This is a genomic window from Proteus sp. GOKU, assembly GCF_015475555.1.
Classification (GTDB): Bacteria; Pseudomonadota; Gammaproteobacteria; order Enterobacterales; family Enterobacteriaceae; genus Proteus; species Proteus mirabilis_B.
Genome location: NZ_CP034105.1, coordinates 157,234 through 178,687 on the forward strand (window position 1 = coordinate 157,234; position 21,454 = coordinate 178,687).

Annotated in this window: 14 protein-coding genes, 2 tRNA genes and 2 rRNA genes; 13 read left to right on the top strand and 5 right to left on the bottom strand. The window is 41.9% G+C overall.

The features are described from left to right. Positions 1 to 159 precede the first annotated feature (159 nt). From EHE21_RS00830 to EHE21_RS00845, 4 genes are all read left to right on the top strand, one after another. Positions 160 to 3,062 (top strand): 23S ribosomal RNA (locus EHE21_RS00830). A 118-nt stretch (positions 3,063 to 3,180) separates the two neighbouring features. Continuing rightward, positions 3,181 to 3,296 (top strand): 5S ribosomal RNA (gene rrf, locus EHE21_RS00835). A 50-nt stretch (positions 3,297 to 3,346) separates the two neighbouring features. Next, positions 3,347 to 3,423 (top strand) — tRNA-Asp (locus tag EHE21_RS00840). 7 nt (positions 3,424 to 3,430) lie between these two features. After that, positions 3,431 to 3,506 (top strand) — tRNA-Trp (locus EHE21_RS00845). Between the two features lie 246 nt (positions 3,507 to 3,752). Here the strand turns inward: EHE21_RS00845 and hdfR are convergent. Further along, positions 3,753 to 4,574 (bottom strand): HTH-type transcriptional regulator HdfR, encoded by an 822-nt coding sequence (gene hdfR / locus EHE21_RS00850; protein WP_194951612.1) that lies wholly within the window; start codon positions 4,572 to 4,574, stop codon positions 3,753 to 3,755. A 115-nt stretch (positions 4,575 to 4,689) separates the two neighbouring features. Here hdfR and EHE21_RS00855 point away from each other — a divergent pair, with 115 nt between their 5' ends. Next, positions 4,690 to 5,028 (top strand): DUF413 domain-containing protein, encoded by a 339-nt coding sequence (locus tag EHE21_RS00855; RefSeq protein ID WP_036939631.1) that lies wholly within the window; start codon positions 4,690 to 4,692, stop codon positions 5,026 to 5,028. A gap of 46 nt (positions 5,029 to 5,074) precedes the next feature. Here the strand turns inward: EHE21_RS00855 and EHE21_RS00860 are convergent, their stop codons facing one another. Continuing rightward, positions 5,075 to 6,607 (bottom strand): YifB family Mg chelatase-like AAA ATPase, encoded by a 1,533-nt coding sequence (locus EHE21_RS00860; RefSeq protein ID WP_194951613.1) that lies wholly within the window; start codon positions 6,605 to 6,607, stop codon positions 5,075 to 5,077. A 442-nt stretch (positions 6,608 to 7,049) separates the two neighbouring features. Here EHE21_RS00860 and ilvL point away from each other — a divergent pair, with 442 nt between their 5' ends. The 6 genes from ilvL (at position 7,050) to ilvA (ending at position 13,640) form a co-directional block, all read left to right on the top strand. Further along, entirely contained in the window at positions 7,050 to 7,151 is a 102-nt protein-coding gene (gene ilvL, locus EHE21_RS00865) for an ilv operon leader peptide (protein WP_071788577.1), read from the top strand. A gap of 130 nt (positions 7,152 to 7,281) precedes the next feature. Further along, the gene (ilvG, locus tag EHE21_RS00870) at positions 7,282 to 8,931 is read left to right on the top strand and encodes an acetolactate synthase 2 catalytic subunit (protein WP_088494047.1); all 1,650 of its coding nucleotides are present in this window, start codon (positions 7,282 to 7,284) and stop codon (positions 8,929 to 8,931) included. After that, entirely contained in the window at positions 8,928 to 9,203 is a 276-nt protein-coding gene (gene ilvM / locus EHE21_RS00875) for an acetolactate synthase 2 small subunit (RefSeq protein ID WP_023583660.1), read from the top strand. Before ilvG ends, ilvM begins: the two co-directional genes overlap by 4 nt. A gap of 10 nt (positions 9,204 to 9,213) precedes the next feature. Further along, positions 9,214 to 10,140 (top strand): branched-chain-amino-acid transaminase, encoded by a 927-nt coding sequence (ilvE, locus tag EHE21_RS00880; RefSeq protein WP_194951614.1) that lies wholly within the window; start codon positions 9,214 to 9,216, stop codon positions 10,138 to 10,140. Positions 10,141 to 10,212: 72 nt separating this feature from the next. Continuing rightward, positions 10,213 to 12,063, top strand: coding sequence for a dihydroxy-acid dehydratase (ilvD, locus tag EHE21_RS00885; protein WP_088494045.1), 1,851 nt, complete (start codon positions 10,213 to 10,215; stop codon positions 12,061 to 12,063). A 2-nt stretch (positions 12,064 to 12,065) separates the two neighbouring features. Next, the gene (gene ilvA / locus EHE21_RS00890) at positions 12,066 to 13,640 is read left to right on the top strand and encodes a threonine ammonia-lyase, biosynthetic (RefSeq protein WP_194951615.1); all 1,575 of its coding nucleotides are present in this window, start codon (positions 12,066 to 12,068) and stop codon (positions 13,638 to 13,640) included. Here the strand turns inward: ilvA and ilvY are convergent. Continuing rightward, a complete protein-coding gene (gene ilvY / locus EHE21_RS00895) occupies positions 13,626 to 14,513 on the bottom strand; it encodes an HTH-type transcriptional activator IlvY (protein WP_075674047.1) in 888 nt (295 codons plus the stop codon). The two genes, ilvA and ilvY, sit on opposite strands and share 15 nt — an antisense overlap. 170 nt (positions 14,514 to 14,683) lie before the next feature. On the opposite strand from ilvY, the gene ilvC reads away from it, so the two are divergent. Further along, positions 14,684 to 16,159: a ketol-acid reductoisomerase gene (gene ilvC, locus EHE21_RS00900; protein ID WP_194951616.1), complete on the top strand. Its 1,476-nt coding sequence runs from the start codon at positions 14,684 to 14,686 to the stop codon at positions 16,157 to 16,159. 262 nt (positions 16,160 to 16,421) lie between these two features. Further along, on the top strand, positions 16,422 to 18,446 hold the full coding sequence (rep, locus tag EHE21_RS00905) for a DNA helicase Rep (RefSeq protein WP_088494042.1): 2,025 nt from the start codon (positions 16,422 to 16,424) through the stop codon (positions 18,444 to 18,446). 78 nt (positions 18,447 to 18,524) lie between these two features. Here the strand turns inward: rep and gppA are convergent, their stop codons facing one another. After that, positions 18,525 to 20,033, bottom strand: a complete 1,509-nt coding sequence (gppA, locus tag EHE21_RS00910; RefSeq protein ID WP_194951617.1) for a guanosine-5'-triphosphate,3'-diphosphate diphosphatase — start codon at positions 20,031 to 20,033, stop codon at positions 18,525 to 18,527. Between the two features lie 3 nt (positions 20,034 to 20,036). Next, positions 20,037 to 21,341 (bottom strand): ATP-dependent RNA helicase RhlB, encoded by a 1,305-nt coding sequence (gene rhlB, locus EHE21_RS00915; protein ID WP_194951618.1) that lies wholly within the window; start codon positions 21,339 to 21,341, stop codon positions 20,037 to 20,039. Positions 21,342 to 21,454 lie beyond the last annotated feature (113 nt).

The following is a 21,454-nucleotide window of genomic DNA, read 5'->3' on the forward strand; positions in this document are numbered from 1 at the left end:
TATTTTACCTATTATGCTCTTTAACAATCTGGAACAAGCTGAAAAATTGAAAACAAATCAATATATCACCGAGGTATATTGATGAGTCTCTCAAAATCTCAGACCTTGAAGTGTGAACTCAAGACATTGGTCTTCGAGAGAAACATCTTCGGGTTGTGAGGTTAAGCGAATAAGCGTACACGGTGGATGCCTAGGCAATCAGAGGCGATGAAGGACGTGCTAATCTGCGATAAGCGTCGGTAAGGTGATATGAACCGTTATACCCGACGATTTCCGAATGGGGAAACCCAATATCCAATGGATATTATCATGACGTGAATACATAGCGTCATGAAGCGAACCGGGAGAACTGAAACATCTCAGTACCCCGAGGAAAAGAAATCAACCGAGATTCCCCTAGTAGCGGCGAGCGAACGGGGAACAGCCCAGAGTCTTAATCAATAGCAGCATCAGGAGAACGGTCTGGAAAGTCCGGCAGTAAAGGGTGATAGCCCCGTATCCGAAGATGCTGTTATTGTGAACTCGACGAGTAGGGCGGGACACGTGTTATCCTGTCTGAATATGGGGGGACCATCCTCCAAGGCTAAATACTCCTGATTGACCGATAGTGAACCAGTACCGTGAGGGAAAGGCGAAAAGAACCCCGGCGAGGGGAGTGAAAAAGAACCTGAAACCGTGTACGTACAAGCAGTAGGAGCCTCTTTATGGGGTGACTGCGTACCTTTTGTATAATGGGTCAGCGACTTATATTCTGTAGCAAGGTTAACCGTATAGGGGAGCCGTAGGGAAACCGAGTCTTAACTGGGCGAATGAGTTGCAGGGTATAGACCCGAAACCCGGTGATCTATCCATGGGCAGGTTGAAGGTTGGGTAACACTAACTGGAGGACCGAACCGACTAATGTTGAAAAATTAGCGGATGACTTGTGGATGGGGGTGAAAGGCCAATCAAACCGGGAGATAGCTGGTTCTCCCCGAAAGCTATTTAGGTAGCGCCTCGTGAACTCATCTTCGGGGGTAGAGCACTGTTTCGACTAGGGGGTCATCCCGACTTACCAACTCGATGCAAACTGCGAATACCGAAGAATGTTATCACGGGAGACACACGGCGGGTGCTAACGTCCGTCGTGAAGAGGGAAACAACCCAGACCGCCAGCTAAGGTCCCAAAGTCATGGTTAAGTGGGAAACGAAGTGGGAAGGCTCAGACAGCCAGGATGTTGGCTTAGAAGCAGCCATCATTTAAAGAAAGCGTAATAGCTCACTGGTCGAGTCGGCCCGCGCGGAAGATGTAACGGGGCTAAACCATGCACCGAAGCTGCGGCAGCGACACTATGTGTTGTTGGGTAGGGGAGCGTTCTGTAAGCCTGCGAAGGTGTACTGTGAGGTATGCTGGAGGTATCAGAAGTGCGAATGCTGACATAAGTAACGATAATGCGGGTGAAAAACCCGCACGCCGGAAGACCAAGGGTTCCTGTCCAACGTTAATCGGGGCAGGGTGAGTCGACCCCTAAGGCGAGGCTGAAAAGCGTAGTCGATGGGAAACGGGTTAATATTCCCGTACTGGTGGTAACTGCGATGGGGGAACGGAGAAGGCTAGGTTGTCCGGGCGACGGTCGTCCCGGTTCAAGCATGTAGGCAGAGTGATTAGGCAAATCCGGTCACTTAATGCTGAGGTGTGATGACGAGCCACTAAGGTGGTGAAGCAATTGATGCCCTGCTTCCAGGAAAAGCCTCTAAGCTTCAGGTTACCAACAATCGTACCCCAAACCGACACAGGTGGTCAGGTAGAGAATACTCAGGCGCTTGAGAGAACTCGGGTGAAGGAACTAGGCAAAATGGTGCCGTAACTTCGGGAGAAGGCACGCTGGCGGTAAGTGAAGTCCCTTGCGGACGGAGCCGAAGCCAGTCGAAGATACCAGCTGGCTGCAACTGTTTATTAAAAACACAGCACTGTGCAAACACGAAAGTGGACGTATACGGTGTGACGCCTGCCCGGTGCTGGAAGGTTAATTGATGGGGTTATCCGTAAGGAGAAGCTCTTGATCGAAGCCCCAGTAAACGGCGGCCGTAACTATAACGGTCCTAAGGTAGCGAAATTCCTTGTCGGGTAAGTTCCGACCTGCACGAATGGCGTAATGATGGCCAGGCTGTCTCCACCCGAGACTCAGTGAAATTGAACTCGCTGTGAAGATGCAGTGTACCCGCGGCAAGACGGAAAGACCCCGTGAACCTTTACTATAGCTTGACACTGAACATTGAGCCTTGATGTGTAGGATAGGTGGGAGACTATGAAGTGTGGACGCCAGTCTGCATGGAGTCAACCTTGAAATACCACCCTTTAACGTTTGATGTTCTAACCTAGGTCCATAATCTGGATCGGGGACCGTGTCTGGTGGGTAGTTTGACTGGGGCGGTCTCCTCCTAAAGAGTAACGGAGGAGCACGAAGGTTGGCTAAGCATGGTCGGACATCATGCGGTTAGTGCAAAGGCATAAGCCAGCTTGACTGTGAGAGTGACGGCTCGAGCAGGTACGAAAGTAGGTCTTAGTGATCCGGTGGTTCTGAATGGAAGGGCCATCGCTCAACGGATAAAAGGTACTCCGGGGATAACAGGCTGATACCGCCCAAGAGTTCATATCGACGGCGGTGTTTGGCACCTCGATGTCGGCTCATCACATCCTGGGGCTGAAGTAGGTCCCAAGGGTATGGCTGTTCGCCATTTAAAGTGGTACGCGAGCTGGGTTTAGAACGTCGTGAGACAGTTCGGTCCCTATCTGCCGTGGGCGTTGGAAGATTGAGAGGGGTTGCTCCTAGTACGAGAGGACCGGAGTGAACGCACCACTGGTGTTCGGGTTGTCATGCCAATGGCATTGCCCGGTAGCTAAGTGCGGAAGAGATAACCGCTGAAAGCATCTAAGCGGGAAACTTGCCTCGAGATGAGTCTTCCCTGTCACCTTGAGTGACCTAAAGGAACGTTTAAGACTAAGACGTTGATAGGCTGGGTGTGTAAGCGTAGCGATACGTTGAGCTAACCAGTACTAATGAACCGTGAGGCTTAACCTGACAACACCGAAGGTGTTTTGTCTGAGAGACGACAGTAGATGAAGTAAGCTTGTTTAAGATTGAATATTGCTGGTTAATGTGTAGAGATACACAATAACGGGTAATAAAACAGAATTTGCTTGGCAGCCATAGCGCAGCGGACCCACCTGAATCCATGCCGAACTCAGAAGTGAAACGTTGTAGCGCCGATGGTAGTGTGGGGTCTCCCCATGTGAGAGTAGGGAACTGCCAGGCATTAATTAAAGCATTAGTGTTCAATAACATTAATTGCGCAAAGAATACGCGGAGCGGTAGTTCAGTTGGTTAGAATACCTGCCTGTCACGCAGGGGGTCGCGGGTTCGAGTCCCGTCCGTTCCGCCAACTATTTAGGGGCGTAGTTCAATTGGTAGAGCACCGGTCTCCAAAACCGGGTGTTGGGAGTTCGAGCCTCTCCGCCCCTGCCAGTTACCAATTAAGTAATAACAAAATTTATACTTCTTTGTAGCCCAGTTAATTAACTGGGCTTTTTGTTATTTGTATATTCTCAATATTTACTACTCTAAACACTCATCAATTAACCTACTAATACACTCTCTTTACCAATATTTATCGGTAATATTCCCTGTTATATATTATGAATTCTAGAGATAAAACTTAAATCCAAAAGTTATTCGTTAATATTATGAATAACTATAGAGTGGATTTAAGCCTTATTGATTATTTATCGGCTGTTTTAATAGCTGTTGTATCAATACTTGTTGATCACTGGTATTTAGCCAAACCGCGAATAAAGGTTTTTGAATAACTTCTGTCGAGGCAGGGGCAAGATCTGAATAAAGATCGAGCCAATGTGTAGGTAGAAATGCAACTGCTTGAGTTGTTTTCATTAACTGATAAGCAATCATTGCGGAGTTAGTGGTCAAAATAGGATCAATTTTTTGTACTGCACCATTAGGAAGAAAAGGCTGAAAATCAGCACTCCATTCGATTTTGATAAATTGTGCTATTTCTTCTGTTTTATTTGATGCTATTTTCATCAGCTGGAAAGTAATATCACCAATAATTTTACTTTCTAATTCATCCATTTTCGGTGCTTCAGTTGTAAAAAGAAGATCAAGCTCTCTTGCATGAAGTTGTTTTACAAGAGATTGCCTTGTAGAGACTCTAGATTCAATTCTGAGCTCTTTTCTTTCTAGATAAGATTCCTGTAACCAAGATGTTAGATATGCTTCCCAGAGTGATGCTGTAGCGCCAATTGATAGCTCTGAATGTTGAGAAGCATGGCTAATCTCTTTTTTAGCGAGAAGCCATGTATTCATTAACGATTCAGCATAAGGAATAAGCCTCTCACCCGCGACAGTTAGACGAATATTATTACGATGGCGAGTAAACAGATTTGTACCTAATTGTGTTTCCAATTGCCGTATTCTAAAACTAACCGCAGACTGCGTTAAATAAAGAGATTCAGCGGCTCGTCCAAAGTGTCTAGTCTTACTGACTTCCAAAAAGGTTTTCAGTAATTCGGTATCCACATCTATCTCCAAAAAAATTTGTCGTTACGATTTAAATATTTTGTTTTACAGAACCGCATGACTATCTAATACTCCGCGCCATAAGTATGACGATAGAGAATTAGGAGTGTGTCAGATGGCAGAAAGTTTTATCACGACTAATCGTTTTTTTGACAATAAACATTATCCGCGTGGTTTTTCTCGTCATGGCGATTTCACTATCAAGGAATCCCAGATATTGGAACGTCATGGTCAAGCCTTTAATGAGCTTGATTTAGGCAAACGAGAGCCTACAACTGAAGCGGAAAAATTATTTGTTGCCATGTGTCGTGGCGAACGAGAAGCAGCAACGGTCGAAGAAAAAATTTGGAAAAAATATACTAGTCGTATAAGTCGTCCAAAACGTTTTCATACATTATCGGGTGGAAAGCCGCAGCTCGATCCATCTGATGACTATACCGACTCTGATGATTAATATCATTAGTTTTAGTTAAAAGGGGCGTATTTTCGCTCCTTTTTATTTACCCATCTAGTTGCTTTTGTAAATAGATCATTAACCTATCCATTGCCCGAAAGCTTAATGCTTCAATTAAATGATTTCTTTGTATTTTCTCTTCGTTTGCAAGATCTGCGATAGTCCTCGATACTCTTAAAATCTTATGCCAAGCTCGTATTGATAATCCTAATTTATTTAGAGTGTCTTCAAGAAAAGTTGCATCACTAGTACTCAACGAGCAATAGCATTCAATCTCTTTTCCAGTTAAATAAGTATTCACTTTTCCACATCGTGCAAATTGCTTTTCTCTTGCCTTTAGAACACGTTCTCTAATTGCAGTACTACTTTCCGTGGTAAATGTAGGATGAATAAGCGCGCCTTGAGGAAGCAGTGGCATTTCGACAGATAAATCAAACCTATCTAAAAAAGGTCCAGAAACCTTGCTTAAATAGCGCAGGATCTGTTTTATTGGTACTCGATTGTGATTACCTTGATAGTGTCCTGTTGGGCTTGGATTTAATGCACCGACTAATAATACGTTGGCTGGGTAGCTTATTTTGGCTTTTGCTCGTGAAATAGTAATTTCTCTAGCATCTAGAGGTTCTCGTAATGCATCGAGTACACGTCGTTCGAATTCAGGCAGTTCATCTAAAAATAAAATACCGTGATGTGCTAATGTAATTTCTCCTGGCTTAGGAAGAGAACCTCCTCCCGTTAAAGCAACCGCAGAGGAAGTATGATGCGGGGCTCTAAATGGTCTTGTAGGCCATTTTCTTTCATCAAATGTCACTCCTCTTAAACTACTAATGATTAATACATCAAGTGCTTCTTTAGCAGTTAAAGGTGGAAGAAGTGTACTTATTCTTTGCGCCAACATTGTTTTACCTGTTCCTGGTGGCCCAAGAAATAAAATGTTGTGATTTCCTGCTGCTGTGATTTCTGCTGCCCTTTTTGCATTATTTTGACCAATTATATCGCTCATATCTTTATTATCTTGATTTCCAATTTCATCATTAATAATAAAACTTTCTGTTTCAATTAATGGCGTATTATTTTCTAGGTGGTGGCAAATTTCTAAAAGATGAGAGGCTAATAAAGCCGATTTGTTGGGTAATAATGAAACTTCAGTTTGATGTTCTGTTGATACAATGCATATTCGATGATCTTTTGAAGCACTAAGAATTGATGGAATAACTGCATTAACTCGTTGTAATTTACCAGAAAGTGCAAGCTCTCCAATAAACTCATAACACTCTAATTTATTTGATATTAATTGTTCAGATGCAATGAGTATTGCCAGCGCAATAGGTAAATCATAACGCGCACCTTCTTTGGGTAAATCGGCAGGTGATAGATTAATTGTTATTCTTTTTGCAGGATAAGTATATCCGCTATTAATGAGCGCACTTCTTACTCTGTCTTTTGCTTCTTTTACAACAGTCTCAGGTAATCCAACTAATGTTAATCCGGGTAATCCCTGACTAATATGAGCCTCAATAGTAATAAGCGGAGCTGATATTCCTAAAGAGGCACGTGTATATATTATTGCTAATGCCATTTTTTATTCTCCATTATTTTTCTCTTTTTAAATTATTTTTTCTTTTGTGTTAAATGGAGAGTTAAATAAATGCGAAGTATCTCGAAAATAACGTAACGTATTGAAATATAGTAATTAATTATAATGATAAATAATTTAATAAATTAATATAAATATAATAAAAAACCTGTTCTCTTTTTTACTTTAAATAATGACGTGTAATAGTAGAAAAAACAAAATAACGGGTTCTTTCTTGGCATTAATAACTAAAAAATAAATATTTTATAGATAGATGTTCTGGTGGTGATTTGCGGTATAAAAATATTCATTAAATTCATATTGTTACGATTATTTTTAAAATAAACGTTGTCAATTCTAAAATATCATGATAACTCTAAAAGGACAGAGTGAAAGAAAACACAACACAACAAACATTTTAAATAAGAAAAGAAGTTATAAAACTATGAATACTATCGTCCTAGTGATTAGCCTAATTATTGTCAGCGTGGTGGTGATTATTAACCCACCGTGCGGGGCTGCACTAGGACGAAGAAAGGCTAACTAAACTAGCCGGATCTCTTAAAAACCCCCGCACCGAAAGGCGCGGGGGTTTTTTTTGAGCTTGAGTTTGAAAAAGAGATTAAATAGAAAATAAATTCAAATTAAACAAGAAGTTAAGATGGTAGGGTGAGAGAATGAATGGAGCACAGTGGTTAGTACAGGCATTACGAAAACATCAAGTCGAAACAGTCTTTGGTTACCCTGGTGGTGCGATCATGCCTGTTTACGATGCCCTTTATGATGGCGGTGTTGAACATGTTTTATGTCGCCATGAACAAGGTGCTGCAATTGCTGCTATTGGTTTTGCTCGCTCTACAGGTACAACGGGTGTTTGTATCGCGACATCAGGCCCAGGCGCTACTAATGTTATCACTGGACTTGCTGATGCATTGTTAGATTCTGTGCCTGTTGTTGCTATCACAGGGCAAGTTGCCTCCGATTTGATTGGTACTGATGCATTCCAAGAAATTGATGTTTTAGGTCTTTCGTTAGCGTGTACAAAACATAGTTTTTTAGTTTCGACCGTTGATGAATTACCAAGAGTGTTATCAGAAGCATTTTCTATCGCATCTCAAGGTCGCCCTGGACCTGTTTTAATTGATATTCCTAAAGATGTTCAATTGGCTGATGCTTCTCATTTATCAAGTTATGAATTGCCAGAAGAGCAAGAGTTTCCTTACCCAACACAAGAGCTGGCTCAAGCTAAGCAGATGTTAGCGAAGGCACAAAAACCTATTTTGTATGTAGGTGGTGGTGTTGCCATGAGTAATGCTGTGGAAACGTTAAGAGAATTTGTGACGCAAACAGAAATGCCCGTAGTCTCCACTTTAAAAGGATTAGGCTGTGCTGATGCATTAGATGCCAATTATTTAGGCATGTTAGGTATGCATGGTACTAAAGCGGCAAATTATGCTGTTCAGCGTAGTGATTTATTAATTGCTGTTGGCGCACGTTTTGATGATCGCGTAACGGGACGATTAAATACTTTTGCACCTAATGCCAAGGTTATCCATATCGATATCGACCATGCAGAATTAAATAAATTGAAACAGGCGCATGTTGCGTTATTGGGGGATGCGAAAGTGTTGTTACCAGCTTTATCTCAGCCATTATCTATCGCAGCTTGGCAACAAGAGGTTCAAGAATTAAAAGCAGAACACGCGTGGCGTTATGATCATCCCGGCTCTGCAATTTATGCACCGTTATTATTAAAACAATTATCAGATGCAAAACCTGAAAATACTGTTGTGACAACAGATGTAGGTCAACATCAAATGTGGTCAGCACAACACATGACATTTGATGCACCTGAAAATTTTATTACTTCAAGTGGTTTAGGCACCATGGGATTTGGTATCCCTGCGGCAGTAGGCGCTCAGATTGCTAGACCTGATGCATGTGTTATCTGCGTATCAGGCGACGGCTCTTTTATGATGAATGTGCAGGAGTTGGGCACAATTAAACGTAAGCAATTACCTATCAAATTGGTGTTATTAGATAACCAACGTCTTGGTATGGTTCGCCAATGGCAAGAGCTGTTTTTTGAACAACGTTATAGCGAAACAATTTTAACAGACAATCCAGACTTTGTTGCCTTGGCTAAAGCTTTTGATATTCCAGGGCAACGCATCACAGAAAAAGCACAAGTTGCTGATGCAATAAAATGTTTATTAGAGAGCGATGGCCCTTATTTATTACAGGTATCTATCGATGACGCAGAAAATGTCTGGCCTTTAGTTCCGCCGGGCGCAAGTAATGATGAGATGATGGAGAAATCAAAATGAACCAACACAATATCACAATTGAAGCCCGTTTTTGTCCAGAGATCTTAGAACGTATCCTGAGAGTTATCCGTCATCGTGGTTTTCATATATGCTCAATGAATATGAATATCACAGAGAGTAACAATATTAATTTAAGTCTGACGGTGAGTAGTCAGCGACCATTAGAACTTCTGTGCAGCCAGTTAACAAAATTAGCTGATGTTGCAGGTATTCAAGTATCACATCAACAGAAAGAAAAATTACGATTCATGAATGCACTAAGTGCCATGTAAGGATAAAAGAATGACAAAGCAAGCTGATTATATTTGGTTTAACGGTGAAATGGTTCCATGGGCTGAGGCAAAGGTTCATGTGATGTCTCACGCATTACATTATGGTACTTCCGTATTTGAAGGTGTGCGTTGTTACAATTCTCATAAAGGTCCTGTGGTATTTCGCCATCGTGAGCATATGCAACGTTTACATGACTCAGCCAAAATCTATCGTATGCCTGTTGAGCAAAGCGTTGATGAGTTAATGGAAGCATGTCGTGAAACCTTACGTAAAAACAAATTAGTCAGTGCTTATATTCGTCCATTAGTTTTTATTGGTGATGTCGGTATGGGAGTTAATCCGCCAGCAGGCTATAAAACGGATGTGATTATTGCTGCATTCCCGTGGGGAGCCTATCTCGGTGAAGAAGCTTTAGATAAAGGTATTGATGCAATGGTTTCCTCTTGGCACCGCGCGGCACCAAATACTATTCCAACCGCAGCTAAAGCTGGTGGTAATTATTTATCCTCATTATTAGTGGGAAGTGAAGCTCGTCGCCACGGTTACCAAGAAGGGATTGCGTTAGATGTTCATGGCTATTTATCTGAAGGTGCAGGTGAAAACTTATTTGAAGTAAAAGAGGGTGTTATTTTTACACCTCCATTTACTTCATCAGCACTGCCAGGGATCACGCGTGATGCGATCATCAAATTAGCAAAAGATCTAGGTTATGAAGTGCGTGAACAAGTGCTTTCTCGTGAATCACTTTATCTTGCAGACGAAGTCTTTATGTCAGGCACAGCCGCAGAGATAACACCAGTACGTAGTGTTGATGGTATTCAAGTAGGTATCGGACGTTGTGGCCCAGTGACCAAAGCAATTCAAAAAGCCTTCTTTGGTCTGTTTACGGGTGAAACAGAAGATAAATACGGCTGGTTAGATCCAATCAATTCATAAACATAATCAAATAAATTTGTTTAGCGGGTAGATCGTTCCCTACTCGCTTTCTTTATCGCAGGAGTGTGAAAAATGCCTAAATACCGTTCAGCGACAACGACACACGGTCGTAATATGGCTGGAGCCCGTGCCTTATGGCGTGCAACAGGAATGACTGATGCTGATTTTGGTAAACCCATTATCGCAGTTGTGAACTCATTTACGCAATTTGTACCGGGTCATGTGCATCTGCGGGATTTAGGAAAACTCGTTGCTGAGCAAATTGAAGCCGCTGGTGGTGTCGCTAAAGAATTTAATACCATTGCGGTTGATGATGGTATCGCAATGGGACACGGTGGCATGCTTTACTCTTTGCCATCCCGTGAACTTATCGCAGACTCTGTTGAATATATGGTTAATGCGCACTGTGCTGATGCGATGGTGTGTATCTCAAACTGCGACAAGATCACTCCGGGGATGTTAATGGCGTCTTTACGTTTAAATATTCCGGTTATTTTTGTTTCTGGTGGCCCTATGGAAGCGGGAAAAACGAAGCTTTCAGACCAACTGATCAAATTAGATCTGGTTGATGCCATGATCCAAGGAGCGAATCCAAATGTCAGCGATGCTGATAGTGAGCAAATCGAACGATCGGCTTGCCCAACATGCGGATCTTGTTCAGGTATGTTTACCGCAAACTCAATGAACTGTTTAACAGAAGCACTGGGATTATCTCAACCGGGAAATGGCTCATTACTTGCAACACACGCAGATCGTGAAACGCTGTTTATCAACGCAGGTAAGCGCATTGTTGAATTAACCAAGCGCTATTATGAAAAAGATGATGAATCTGCATTACCGCGCAATATCGCTAAAAAAGAAGCCTTTGAAAATGCGATGATCTTAGACATTGCAATGGGTGGCTCGACAAATACAGTTCTGCATTTATTGGCTGCTGCGCAAGAAGGTGAGGTTGACTTCACGATGGAAGATATCGACAGGCTTTCTCGCCAAGTACCTCATTTATGTAAAGTGGCACCAAGTACACAAAAATATCATATGGAAGATGTTCACCGCGCAGGTGGGGTCATGGGTATTTTAGGTGAATTAGACAGAGCCGGCTTACTTAACCGTAATGTAGATAATATTTTAGGGCTAACTTTGCCAGAAACATTAGCGCAATATGACGTGATGTTAACGCAAGATGAGCAAGTAAAATCGATGTTCCAAGCAGGCCCTGCAGGTATTCGTACCACGAAAGCATTTTCTCAAAACTGTCGTTGGCCAACCTTAGATACCGATCGTGAAAACGGATGTATCCGCAGTAAAGAACATGCTTATAGCCAAGATGGTGGATTAGCGGTTTTATCCGGTAACTTAGCAGTAGATGGCTGTATTGTTAAAACAGCAGGCGTTGATGAAGACAACTTAATTTTTAGTGGTCCCGCAAAAGTATATGAAAGCCAAGATGATGCTGTTGAGGCTATCTTAGGTGGAAAGGTAGTGGCAGGCGATGTGGTCATTATTCGCTACGAAGGCCCTAAAGGTGGACCGGGTATGCAAGAGATGCTGTATCCAACCTCTTATTTAAAATCAATGGGATTAGGTAAAGCTTGCGCACTTATCACTGACGGACGTTTCTCTGGTGGAACATCAGGTTTATCTATCGGACATGTTTCACCTGAAGCCGCAAATGGTGGCGTCATTGGTTTAGTGGAAGAGGGCGATATCGTCTCTATCAATATTCCAACTCGTGAGATCTCATTAAAGGTAGATGATAAAACGTTATCTGCTCGCCGTGATGCACAAAATGCCCGTGGTGATAAAGCATGGACACCACAAAATAGACAGCGCCAAGTTTCGTTCGCCTTACGCGCTTACGCCTCTTTAGCCACTAGTGCCGATAAAGGTGCGGTGCGTGATAAATCTAAATTAGGGGGCTAAAAATGGCTGCCTTTAGACCTTTAAATTCAGCGCCAAGTAGCGCTGAATATTTAAAAGCGGCGCTGAGTGCGCCGGTTTATGAAGCTGCAATAGTCACCCCGCTCCAAGAGATGATAAAAATCTCTGAGCGTTTAGAAAATACAATTTTAGTTAAGCGTGAAGACCGACAGCCTGTTCATAGCTTTAAATTACGTGGTGCTTACACCATGATTGCAGGGCTGACTCCTGAGCAAAAAACAAAAGGTGTAGTGACGGCTTCTGCGGGTAACCATGCTCAAGGTGTTGCGCTGTCAGCGAATCGAATGGGTGTAAAGGCATTAATCGTGATGCCAGTGGCAACGGCGGATATCAAAGTCGATGCTGTTCGCCAATTTGGTGGGGAAGCTTTGCTTTATGGTGCCAACTTTGATGAAGCAAAAGCGAAAGCTATCGCGCTGTCTGAAGAGATGGGATACACCTTTGTTCCGCCTTTTGATCATCCAGCTGTCATTGCAGGGCAGGCAACGCTGGCAATGGAACTCTTACAACAAGATGTTCATCTTGACCGTATTTTCGTACCAGTTGGTGGTGGTGGTTTAATTGCTGGGGTGGCGGTATTAATTAAACAGCTTATGCCAGAAATTAAAGTTATTGGTGTTGAAGCAGAAGATGCAGCATGTTTAAAAGCCGCATTAGAGGCAGGACACCCTGTTGAATTAGCTCGAGTGGGCTTATTTGCAGAAGGTGTTGCCGTTAAGCGTATTGGTGATGAAACTTTTCGTTTATGCCAAAAATATGTTGATGATGTCATTACTGTTGATAGTGATGAAATTTGTGCCGCAGTAAAAGATTTATTTGAGGATGTGCGTGCAATTGCAGAGCCTTCAGGCGCGTTGGCATTGGCTGGGCTTAAAAAATACGTTGAAAAGCACCAGATCAAAGGTGAGCGTCTAGCGCATGTGCTTTCTGGTGCAAATGTGAATTTCCATGGACTACGTTATGTCTCTGAACGCTGTGAATTAGGCGAAAAACGCGAAGCATTACTTGCTGTGACGATCCCTGAACAAAAGGGTAGTTTTTTACGTTTCTGTCAGATCTTAGGTCAACGCGTTGTCACGGAATTTAATTATCGTTATAGCGATGCTGATCCTGAAAATGCACGTATTTTTGTTGGTGTTCGTTTAAGCCAAGGACTTGCAGAGCGCAAAGAAATTTTGCGTGAACTTACGACTGCTGGTTATCAAGTGGCTGATTTGTCTGATGATGAAATGGCAAAACTTCATGTGCGTTATATGGTCGGTGGTCGTCCTAATAAACCGCTTAAAGAGCGTTTATTTAGTTTTGAGTTTCCTGAATCACCGGGCGCTTTAATGAAGTTTTTAAAAACATTAGGGACTTATTGGAATATCACGTTATTCCACTATCGTAGTCATGGTACCGATTATGGGCGTGTGCTGGTGGCATTTGAACTACCCGAAACAGAAGGACGTTTCGAGCGGCATTTAGATGCATTAGGCTATGAATATCATGATGAGACAGGAAATCCTTCTTTTCAGCTATTCCTGTCACCACAAACGGCAAACTTAGTCGTGGAGTAATCGCCAAAAAGCACTAATCACAGGCTCTTGAAGGCGTTTGTGTAATCCACAAACGCCTAATTCGAAAGGTTCTACCATTGAAATATTATCCAATGAAGATATGCGATTACGAACGGGCTCAGGGCAGTTATCAACGACAACTTGTGGAATAAGTGCAATACCACAACCTAACGCCACCATTGAGACAATCGCTTCATGCCCAGAAACAGTCGCATAAATTAAAGGATTATGGATACGGTGGCGTTTAAACCATAACGCAATTCGCTGTCGCGATGGGCCATGCTCAGGAATGATAAATGGAATATTGAGCCAATCGGGTTTCTCTTGTGTTGCAAGATGGCGAACATTGCACGGCAGTGCGGGCGCAATCAGTACTAATGGAATTTCACCTATTTTTTCAAAACAGATATTTTCAGGAAGCTTTTCAGGTTTTCCTGCAATACCTAAATCAGCTTCATCAGATTGTACTTTATCGACCGCATCAGCCGCATCTCCTGTGGTGAGCTTTATTTCAACTAATGGATTTTCTGCACGAAAGCGGTCAAGAATAGGTGGCAAATGGCTGTAAGCCGCTGTTACAGAACAAAACAGACGCAGTTCACCAGAAAGGCTGGGGCTATTTTGATTTAACGTGTGCTTAAGTTGCTTATATTGCAATAAGGTTTGTTGAGCATAGCGTTTTAGCTGTTCGCCCGCATCGGTGAGAGTCACCTGTCGGTTATCACGTAAAAACAGGGGATGGCCTAAGCTTTCTTCAAGGCGTTGAATTTGACGAGAGAGCGTAGAAGGGCTGACGTGCATCGCTTGTGCGGTCTTGGTGAAGTGACAACTTTCAGCTAAATGCAGGAAGAGTTTGAGATCACGAATATCCATTGTCAGCCACCTTAGGTGATAAAAAAGAACGTTGCATTTTTTGCAACACTATCTTGTAAATATATCAATTTAAGCAATGGCTTTCATCCCATATAGTAAAGTCATGCAACACCTCACGGAGAGTGAGGACAATAATAGCAAACACATACACAACGATTTTGGAGTCTTCTATGACAAATTATTTTAATACATTGAATCTGCGTCAGCAGTTGTCGCAATTAGGTAAATGTCGCTTTATGTCACGTGAAGAATTTGCTGATGAAGCAAATTACCTGAAAGGCAAAAAAGTCGTTATTGTTGGTTGTGGCGCTCAAGGTCTTAACCAAGGTTTAAATATGCGTGATTCAGGTTTGAATATCGCGTATGCCTTACGCCAAGAAGCAATTGATGAAAAACGTGCATCATGGCGTCGTGCAACCGAAAACGGTTTTGAGGTTGGAACTTATGAAGCGTTGATCCCTCAAGCAGATTTAGTTGTTAACTTAACGCCAGACAAACAGCACTCCGCTGTTGTTCAAGCTGTTCAACCATTGATGAAATCAGGTGCAGCATTAGGTTACTCTCATGGTTTTAATATCGTTGAAGTTGGCGAAAAAATTCGTGATGACATCACCGTTGTTATGGTTGCACCAAAATGTCCGGGTACCGAAGTTCGTGAAGAATATAAGCGTGGTTTTGGTGTTCCAACACTGATTGCAGTTCACCCTGAAAATGATGCAAAAGGTGAAGGTATGGCCATTGCGAAAGCATGGGCTGCTGCAACAGGTGGTCATCGTGCGGGTGTTTTAGAGTCATCTTTCGTTGCTGAAGTAAAATCAGACTTAATGGGTGAGCAAACTATTCTGTGCGGTATGTTACAAGCTGGCTCGCTGTTATGTTACGACAAGATGGTTGCTGATGGTGTTGAGCCGGGTTATGCAGGTAAGTTGCTGCAATTTGGTTGGGAAACGATTACAGAAGCACTGAAACAAGGTGGTATCACCTTGATGATGGACAGGTTATCTAACCCTGCAAAAATGCGAGCTTATGCATTATCAGAGCAACTGAAAGAGATCATGGCTCCACTGTTTGCGAAACATATGGATGATATCATTTCAGGTAAATTCTCTGAAACAATGATGGCTGATTGGGCAAATGATGATAAAAACTTGCTGACATGGCGTGAAGAGACCGGAGCAAGCGCATTTGAAAATTATCCTGAATATGAGGGTAAAATCAGTGAGCAAGAGTACTTTGATCACGGTGTGTTAATGGTTGCAATGGTTAAAGCTGGTGTTGAATTAGCTTTTGATACGATGATTGAAGCAGGGATCTTTGCAGAGTCAGCTTATTATGAATCACTGCATGAGCTGCCATTAATCGCGAATACCATTGCTCGTAAGCGTTTATATGAAATGAACGTAGTTATTTCTGATACCGCAGAATATGGTAACTATTTGTTCTCATTCGCTGTTGTTCCTATGCTGAAAGAGTTTATGACAACATTGCAAGCTGGCGATTTAGCGAAGAAAGTTCAAGATAATGGAACAGATAACGCACAATTACGTGATATCAATGAAGCAATTCGCCAGCACCCAATTGAAGCCGTAGGTAAAACGTTGCGTGGGTATATGACGGATATGAAGAAGATTGCTGTTGCCAACTAATTTTTCGTCGCTCTTTACGCGATAAGTGCGTTGGCTACACTTGGGATAACCTCTTTTGCCGCCTTCTTCTCACGTAAATAGCTTAGAAAAATAAGCGAAAAATGAAGATTGAATTTTTTCGAAAACCGTATTTCTTAATGGAGTACGGTTTTTTGTTTTTATAGTGTGAGAAAAATTGAAAGAGGGAATACTCAAGACTTTGATCGCTTTCTGCTACAATTATCCCCCGTTATGTTCTTGGTTAATGAAGTTTGGAAAAAGTATGCGATTAAATCCTGGTCAACAAAAAGCAGTGGAATATGTGTCAGGCCCTTGTTTGGTCTTGGCAGGTGCGGGATCGGGTAAAACACGGGTTATTACCAATAAAATTGCACACCTTATTCGTCAATGCCAATATCCAGCAAAGCAAATTGCAGCAGTCACGTTTACCAATAAAGCTGCGCGTGAAATGAAAGAGCGTGTTGCTCAAACCTTAGGTCGTCAAGAAGCGAAAGGATTGATGATCTCAACGTTTCACACATTGGGATTAGAAATTATCAAACGCGAATATAAGGCGCTAGGTATTAAAGCTAAGTTTTCACTGTTTGATGATCAAGACCAATCTGCATTACTTAAAGAATTAACGGCTGATTTATTAGAAGAAGATAAAGATTTACTTTCTCAGTTAAAGAGCCAAATCTCTAACTGGAAAAATGACATGCTCACACCAGAGCAAGCAATAGGAATGGCGAGATCGCAACAAGATCATACATTTGCCGAATGCTTTCGACGTTACGAGCAACATCTGCGTAGTTGTAATGTGCTCGACTTTGATGACTTAATTAGCCGCCCAACCTTGTTATTGCGCACAAATGAAGAAGTCAGAGAGCGCTGGCAAAGACGTATTCGCTATTTGCTGGTGGATGAATATCAAGATACAAATACAAGCCAATATGAATTGGTCAAATGGCTGGTTGGTGAAAGAGCTCGTTTTACGGTTGTAGGCGATGATGACCAATCAATCTATTCATGGCGTGGTGCTCGCCCTCAAAATTTAGTGCTATTACAAAAAGATTTTCCACAACTTAATGTGATTAAGCTTGAGCAAAATTATCGCTCTTCTGGGCGTATTCTAAAATCAGCGAATATCTTGATTGAAAATAATCCCCATGTTTTTGAAAAACGGTTATTTTCAGAATTAGGTTATGGTGATGAACTGCGGGTTTTAACGGCTAATAATGAAGAGCATGAAGCAGAGCGTGTCGCTGGCGAATTAATTGCTCATCACTTTATTAATAAAACCAATTATAAGGATTATGCGATCCTTTATCGTGGTAATCATCAGTCTCGTATTTTTGAAAAATACTTGATGCAAAATCGCATTCCTTATCGTATTTCGGGTGAAACCTCTTTTTTCTCACGTGAAGAGATAAAAGATATTCTTGCCTATTTACGAGTAATTACCAATCCTGATGATGATGCGGCATTTTTACGTATCGTGAATAAACCTCGTCGTGAAATTGGGCCTATGACAATTCAAAAATTAGGTGAGTGGGCAAAAGTTCGAGATAAAAGTTTATACAATGCCTGTTTTGATTTGGGATTAGGTCAAACATTAACGGGACGAGGCTTAAATTCATTACAAGCATTCTCTCAATGGATGTCACGTATAGTGCAAAAATCAGAACGAGAGCCACTGTTAGCTGTACGTGATTTATTGCATGAAATGGATTATGAAAGTTGGTTATATGAAACCTCAAGTAGCGCAAAAGCTGCTGAAATGAGAATGAAAAATATTAATCAGCTATTTTTATGGATGAGTGAAATGCTTGAAGGTGATGAATTACATGAACCTATGACGCTTTCTCAAGTCGTTAACCGTTTTACCTTGCGCGATATGATGGAGCGAGGAGAAACAGAAGAAGAGTTAGATCAAGTTCAGTTAATGACATTACATGCCTCTAAAGGTCTTGAGTTTCCTCATGTATTTTTAGTAGGAATGGAAGAGGGCATATTGCCACACCAAAGTAGTATTGATGAAGATAATGTAGAAGAAGAAAGACGTCTTGCTTATGTGGGAATTACTCGAGCACAAAAAACACTTACTTTTACGTTATGTAAAGAAAGGCGTCAATATGGCGAATTAATCAAACCTGATCCAAGTCGTTTTCTTTATGAATTGCCTCAAGATGATTTAAATTGGGATACTAATAAAAAGAAAGTGTTAAGTGCCGAAGAAAAACAAGAGAAAGGGCAAAAAGGTGTTGCGGGATTAAGGGCTATGCTGGCAAGACACAAACCTGAATAATATAAGACTCGGTTAATAAAATTAACCCCTTGGCATATTGATGTTCAAGGGGTTTTTATTTTTGTATAAGTAAAAAAATTAACTTATACGAGAGCTATTTTGTTCTTCAATCATTAAAGACCAATGGACATAGCTCTGAAGTTGGATCTCTTCTTGGAGATTTTCAGCCCGCAATGGATGCTCATTAAGCCATTGATATGGCAGCGTAATAATGAGTTTCTCATCTTCAGTGCGTAATCGTAAAGCAGGGAGAGTATCATCACGGCGACGGCTAGCAAAAATGATGGCTAATCGCAGTAAACGCACTAGTCGATTGGCTTGAGTTATCGGTAGTGCATTTTGATGATTAAGGGGTGCAAGATCGATGATCCCTGTTTGGTTTTTTAGCAAAGAAGCCAATAAACGTCGTTGCGCAGGTGTGTATCCCGGTAAATCAAGATGAGAGATCAGATAGCTTGCATGTGAAGGCGCTTGACGGAAATCGACACTTAGTCCAATTTCATGCAATGCACTAGCGCTGTTAAGCAACTCGCGGCAACGATTATCTAACTGCCAACTCTTGCTGACTTGGATAAAAAAGTGTTCTGCAAGTTGTTGAACTCGGTGTGCTTGCTCAATATCAATCTGAAACCGACGTTGGACATTACGAAGAGTACGTTGGCGGATATCTTGCTCAATAGGGAGATGCAACATTCCATAGACTAAGCCTTCTCGTAATGCACCACCTGCTAAGATCATATTATCGATATGCAGTGTTTCAAATATGGCGATTAAGATAGCAAGCCCACTTGGAAACACTAAGGCTCGTTCAAAAGTAAGCCCTTCAATTTCCAGCTCTTCTAGTTTCCCACACTCAATGGCTTTGTGTTTGAGTCGCTCAAGCTTAGGTAAGGTGATTAATTCATCCATACCTTGGGCAATCATGATCTCTTGCAACGCTTGTACAGTACCAGAGGCACCTACGCACACTTGCCAGCCTTGCTCAATTAATTTATCCGCCACTGGGGCGAGTATCGCTTTGGCTGCATCTTGTGCTTTAGAAAAATTTTCTTGAGTTAAAGAGCGATCAGTAAAATAGCGCTCTAACCAAGTCACACAGCCCATACTTAAGCTCATTAATTGCGTCGTCTTAGCGCCAGTACCTGTAACTAATTCTGTGCTGCCACCACCAATATCGACGACTAAACGTTGCTCTGCACCACCAGTGGTATGTGCAACGCCACGATAGATAAGGCGTGCTTCTTCCTCACCACTAATAACATGAACAGTATTGCCCAATATTTCAGACGCTTTTGCGACAAAAATATCTGCATTTTTAGCAATACGTAATGTGGCTGTTGCTACGACTCTGATTTGTTCAGCCGGAATATCACGCAGATATTCAGAAAAAAGTCGTAAACATTGCCAACCGCGTTCCATTGCCTGCTCTGACAATTCATTTTCACTGTTTAGGCCAGCAGCGAGTCGAACTTTACGTTTCACGCGGGAAAGGACTTGTATAGAGCCCGCGATTTCTCGAACGACTAACATATGAAAACTGTTAGAACCTAAATCAATAGCAGCATAAAGTGATGAGGATTTCAGCATAATTTATGGATGACTCGGGCGTTTATTTCGGTTGTTACGTTGAGTATTATTTCCTCTATTATTTCGCGCCGGCGCATTGTTGCGACGGGGCTGACCTTGGCGAGGACGGTGACGGCGTTTAGGCTCAGGAAGATCAGCTAATAACGCATCACTATTATATTTACTCACAGGAATAGCATGTTGAATATAGGTTTCAATTGCAGGTAAATTCAGTGCATATTCTTCACATGCAAGGCTGATTGAGTTACCACTATTTCCAGCACGTCCTGTTCTACCAATACGGTGAACATAATCTTCACAATCATCAGGTAAATCATAGTTAAAAACATGTGTTACTGATGGAATATGAAGACCTCTAGCGGCAACGTCAGTAGCAACCAGAATATCAATATTACCTTGGGTAAAATCTTCTAAAATGCGTAGGCGTTTTTTCTGAGGAACATCACCGGTTAATAAACCAACGCGGTGTCCATCTGCAGCAAGGTGCGCCCAAATGTCGTCACAACGATGTTTTGTATTGGCGAAAATGATACAGCGATCTGGCCATTCTTCTTCAATTAATGTTTGAAGAAGACGCATTTTCTCTTCATTTGAAGGATAAAAGAGTTCTTCTTTTATGCTAAAACCTGTTTTTTGCTCAGGTTCTACTTCGACATACTCAGGGTTATTCATTTGCTCAAAAGCCAGTTCTCTTACGCGGTAAGAAAGCGTTGCAGAGAACAGCATATTCATACGCTCAGCCGCAACTGGCATACGACGGAAAATCCAACGAATATCTTTAATAAAGCCGAGATCGTACATTCTGTCAGCTTCATCAAGTACCACTACTTGGATTGCGCTAAGGTTAATATGACCTTGCTTAACATAGTCAATTAAACGACCTGTTGTGCCAATAACGATATCGACACCATTGCTTAATACTTTGAGTTGTTCGTCATAGCCGTCGCCACCGTAGGCGAGACCCATTTTAATCCCTGTGTTTTGCGCAAGCTCTTTAGCATCAGAATAAATCTGTACGGCTAATTCGCGTGTTGGCGCCATAATAAGTGCACGAGGTTGATTAGTTTCATGCCCTTCTTTAGCAGGGTGCGTTAAAAGATAATGAAACGTTGAAGTTAAAAACGCCAACGTTTTGCCTGTTCCTGTTTGGGCTTGCCCGGCAATGTCTTGACCTTTCACAGTGATAGGTAACGTCAATGCCTGAATTTGTGTACAATTAGAGAACCCTTTTTTCTCAAGGGCTTCTATCACTTTTGGATGCAAGGCGAAGTCGGAAAACTTCTTTTCTGTCAAATATGTTTTGCTCATAATGTAATAGAATATCAGTTATGGGTTGCATTACAAAAGTTTATCCGCTGAAATGCAGACAGACTTTTGTTATTTAATGTTACACTGGTACGGTCAATATTATTCTTTGGAGT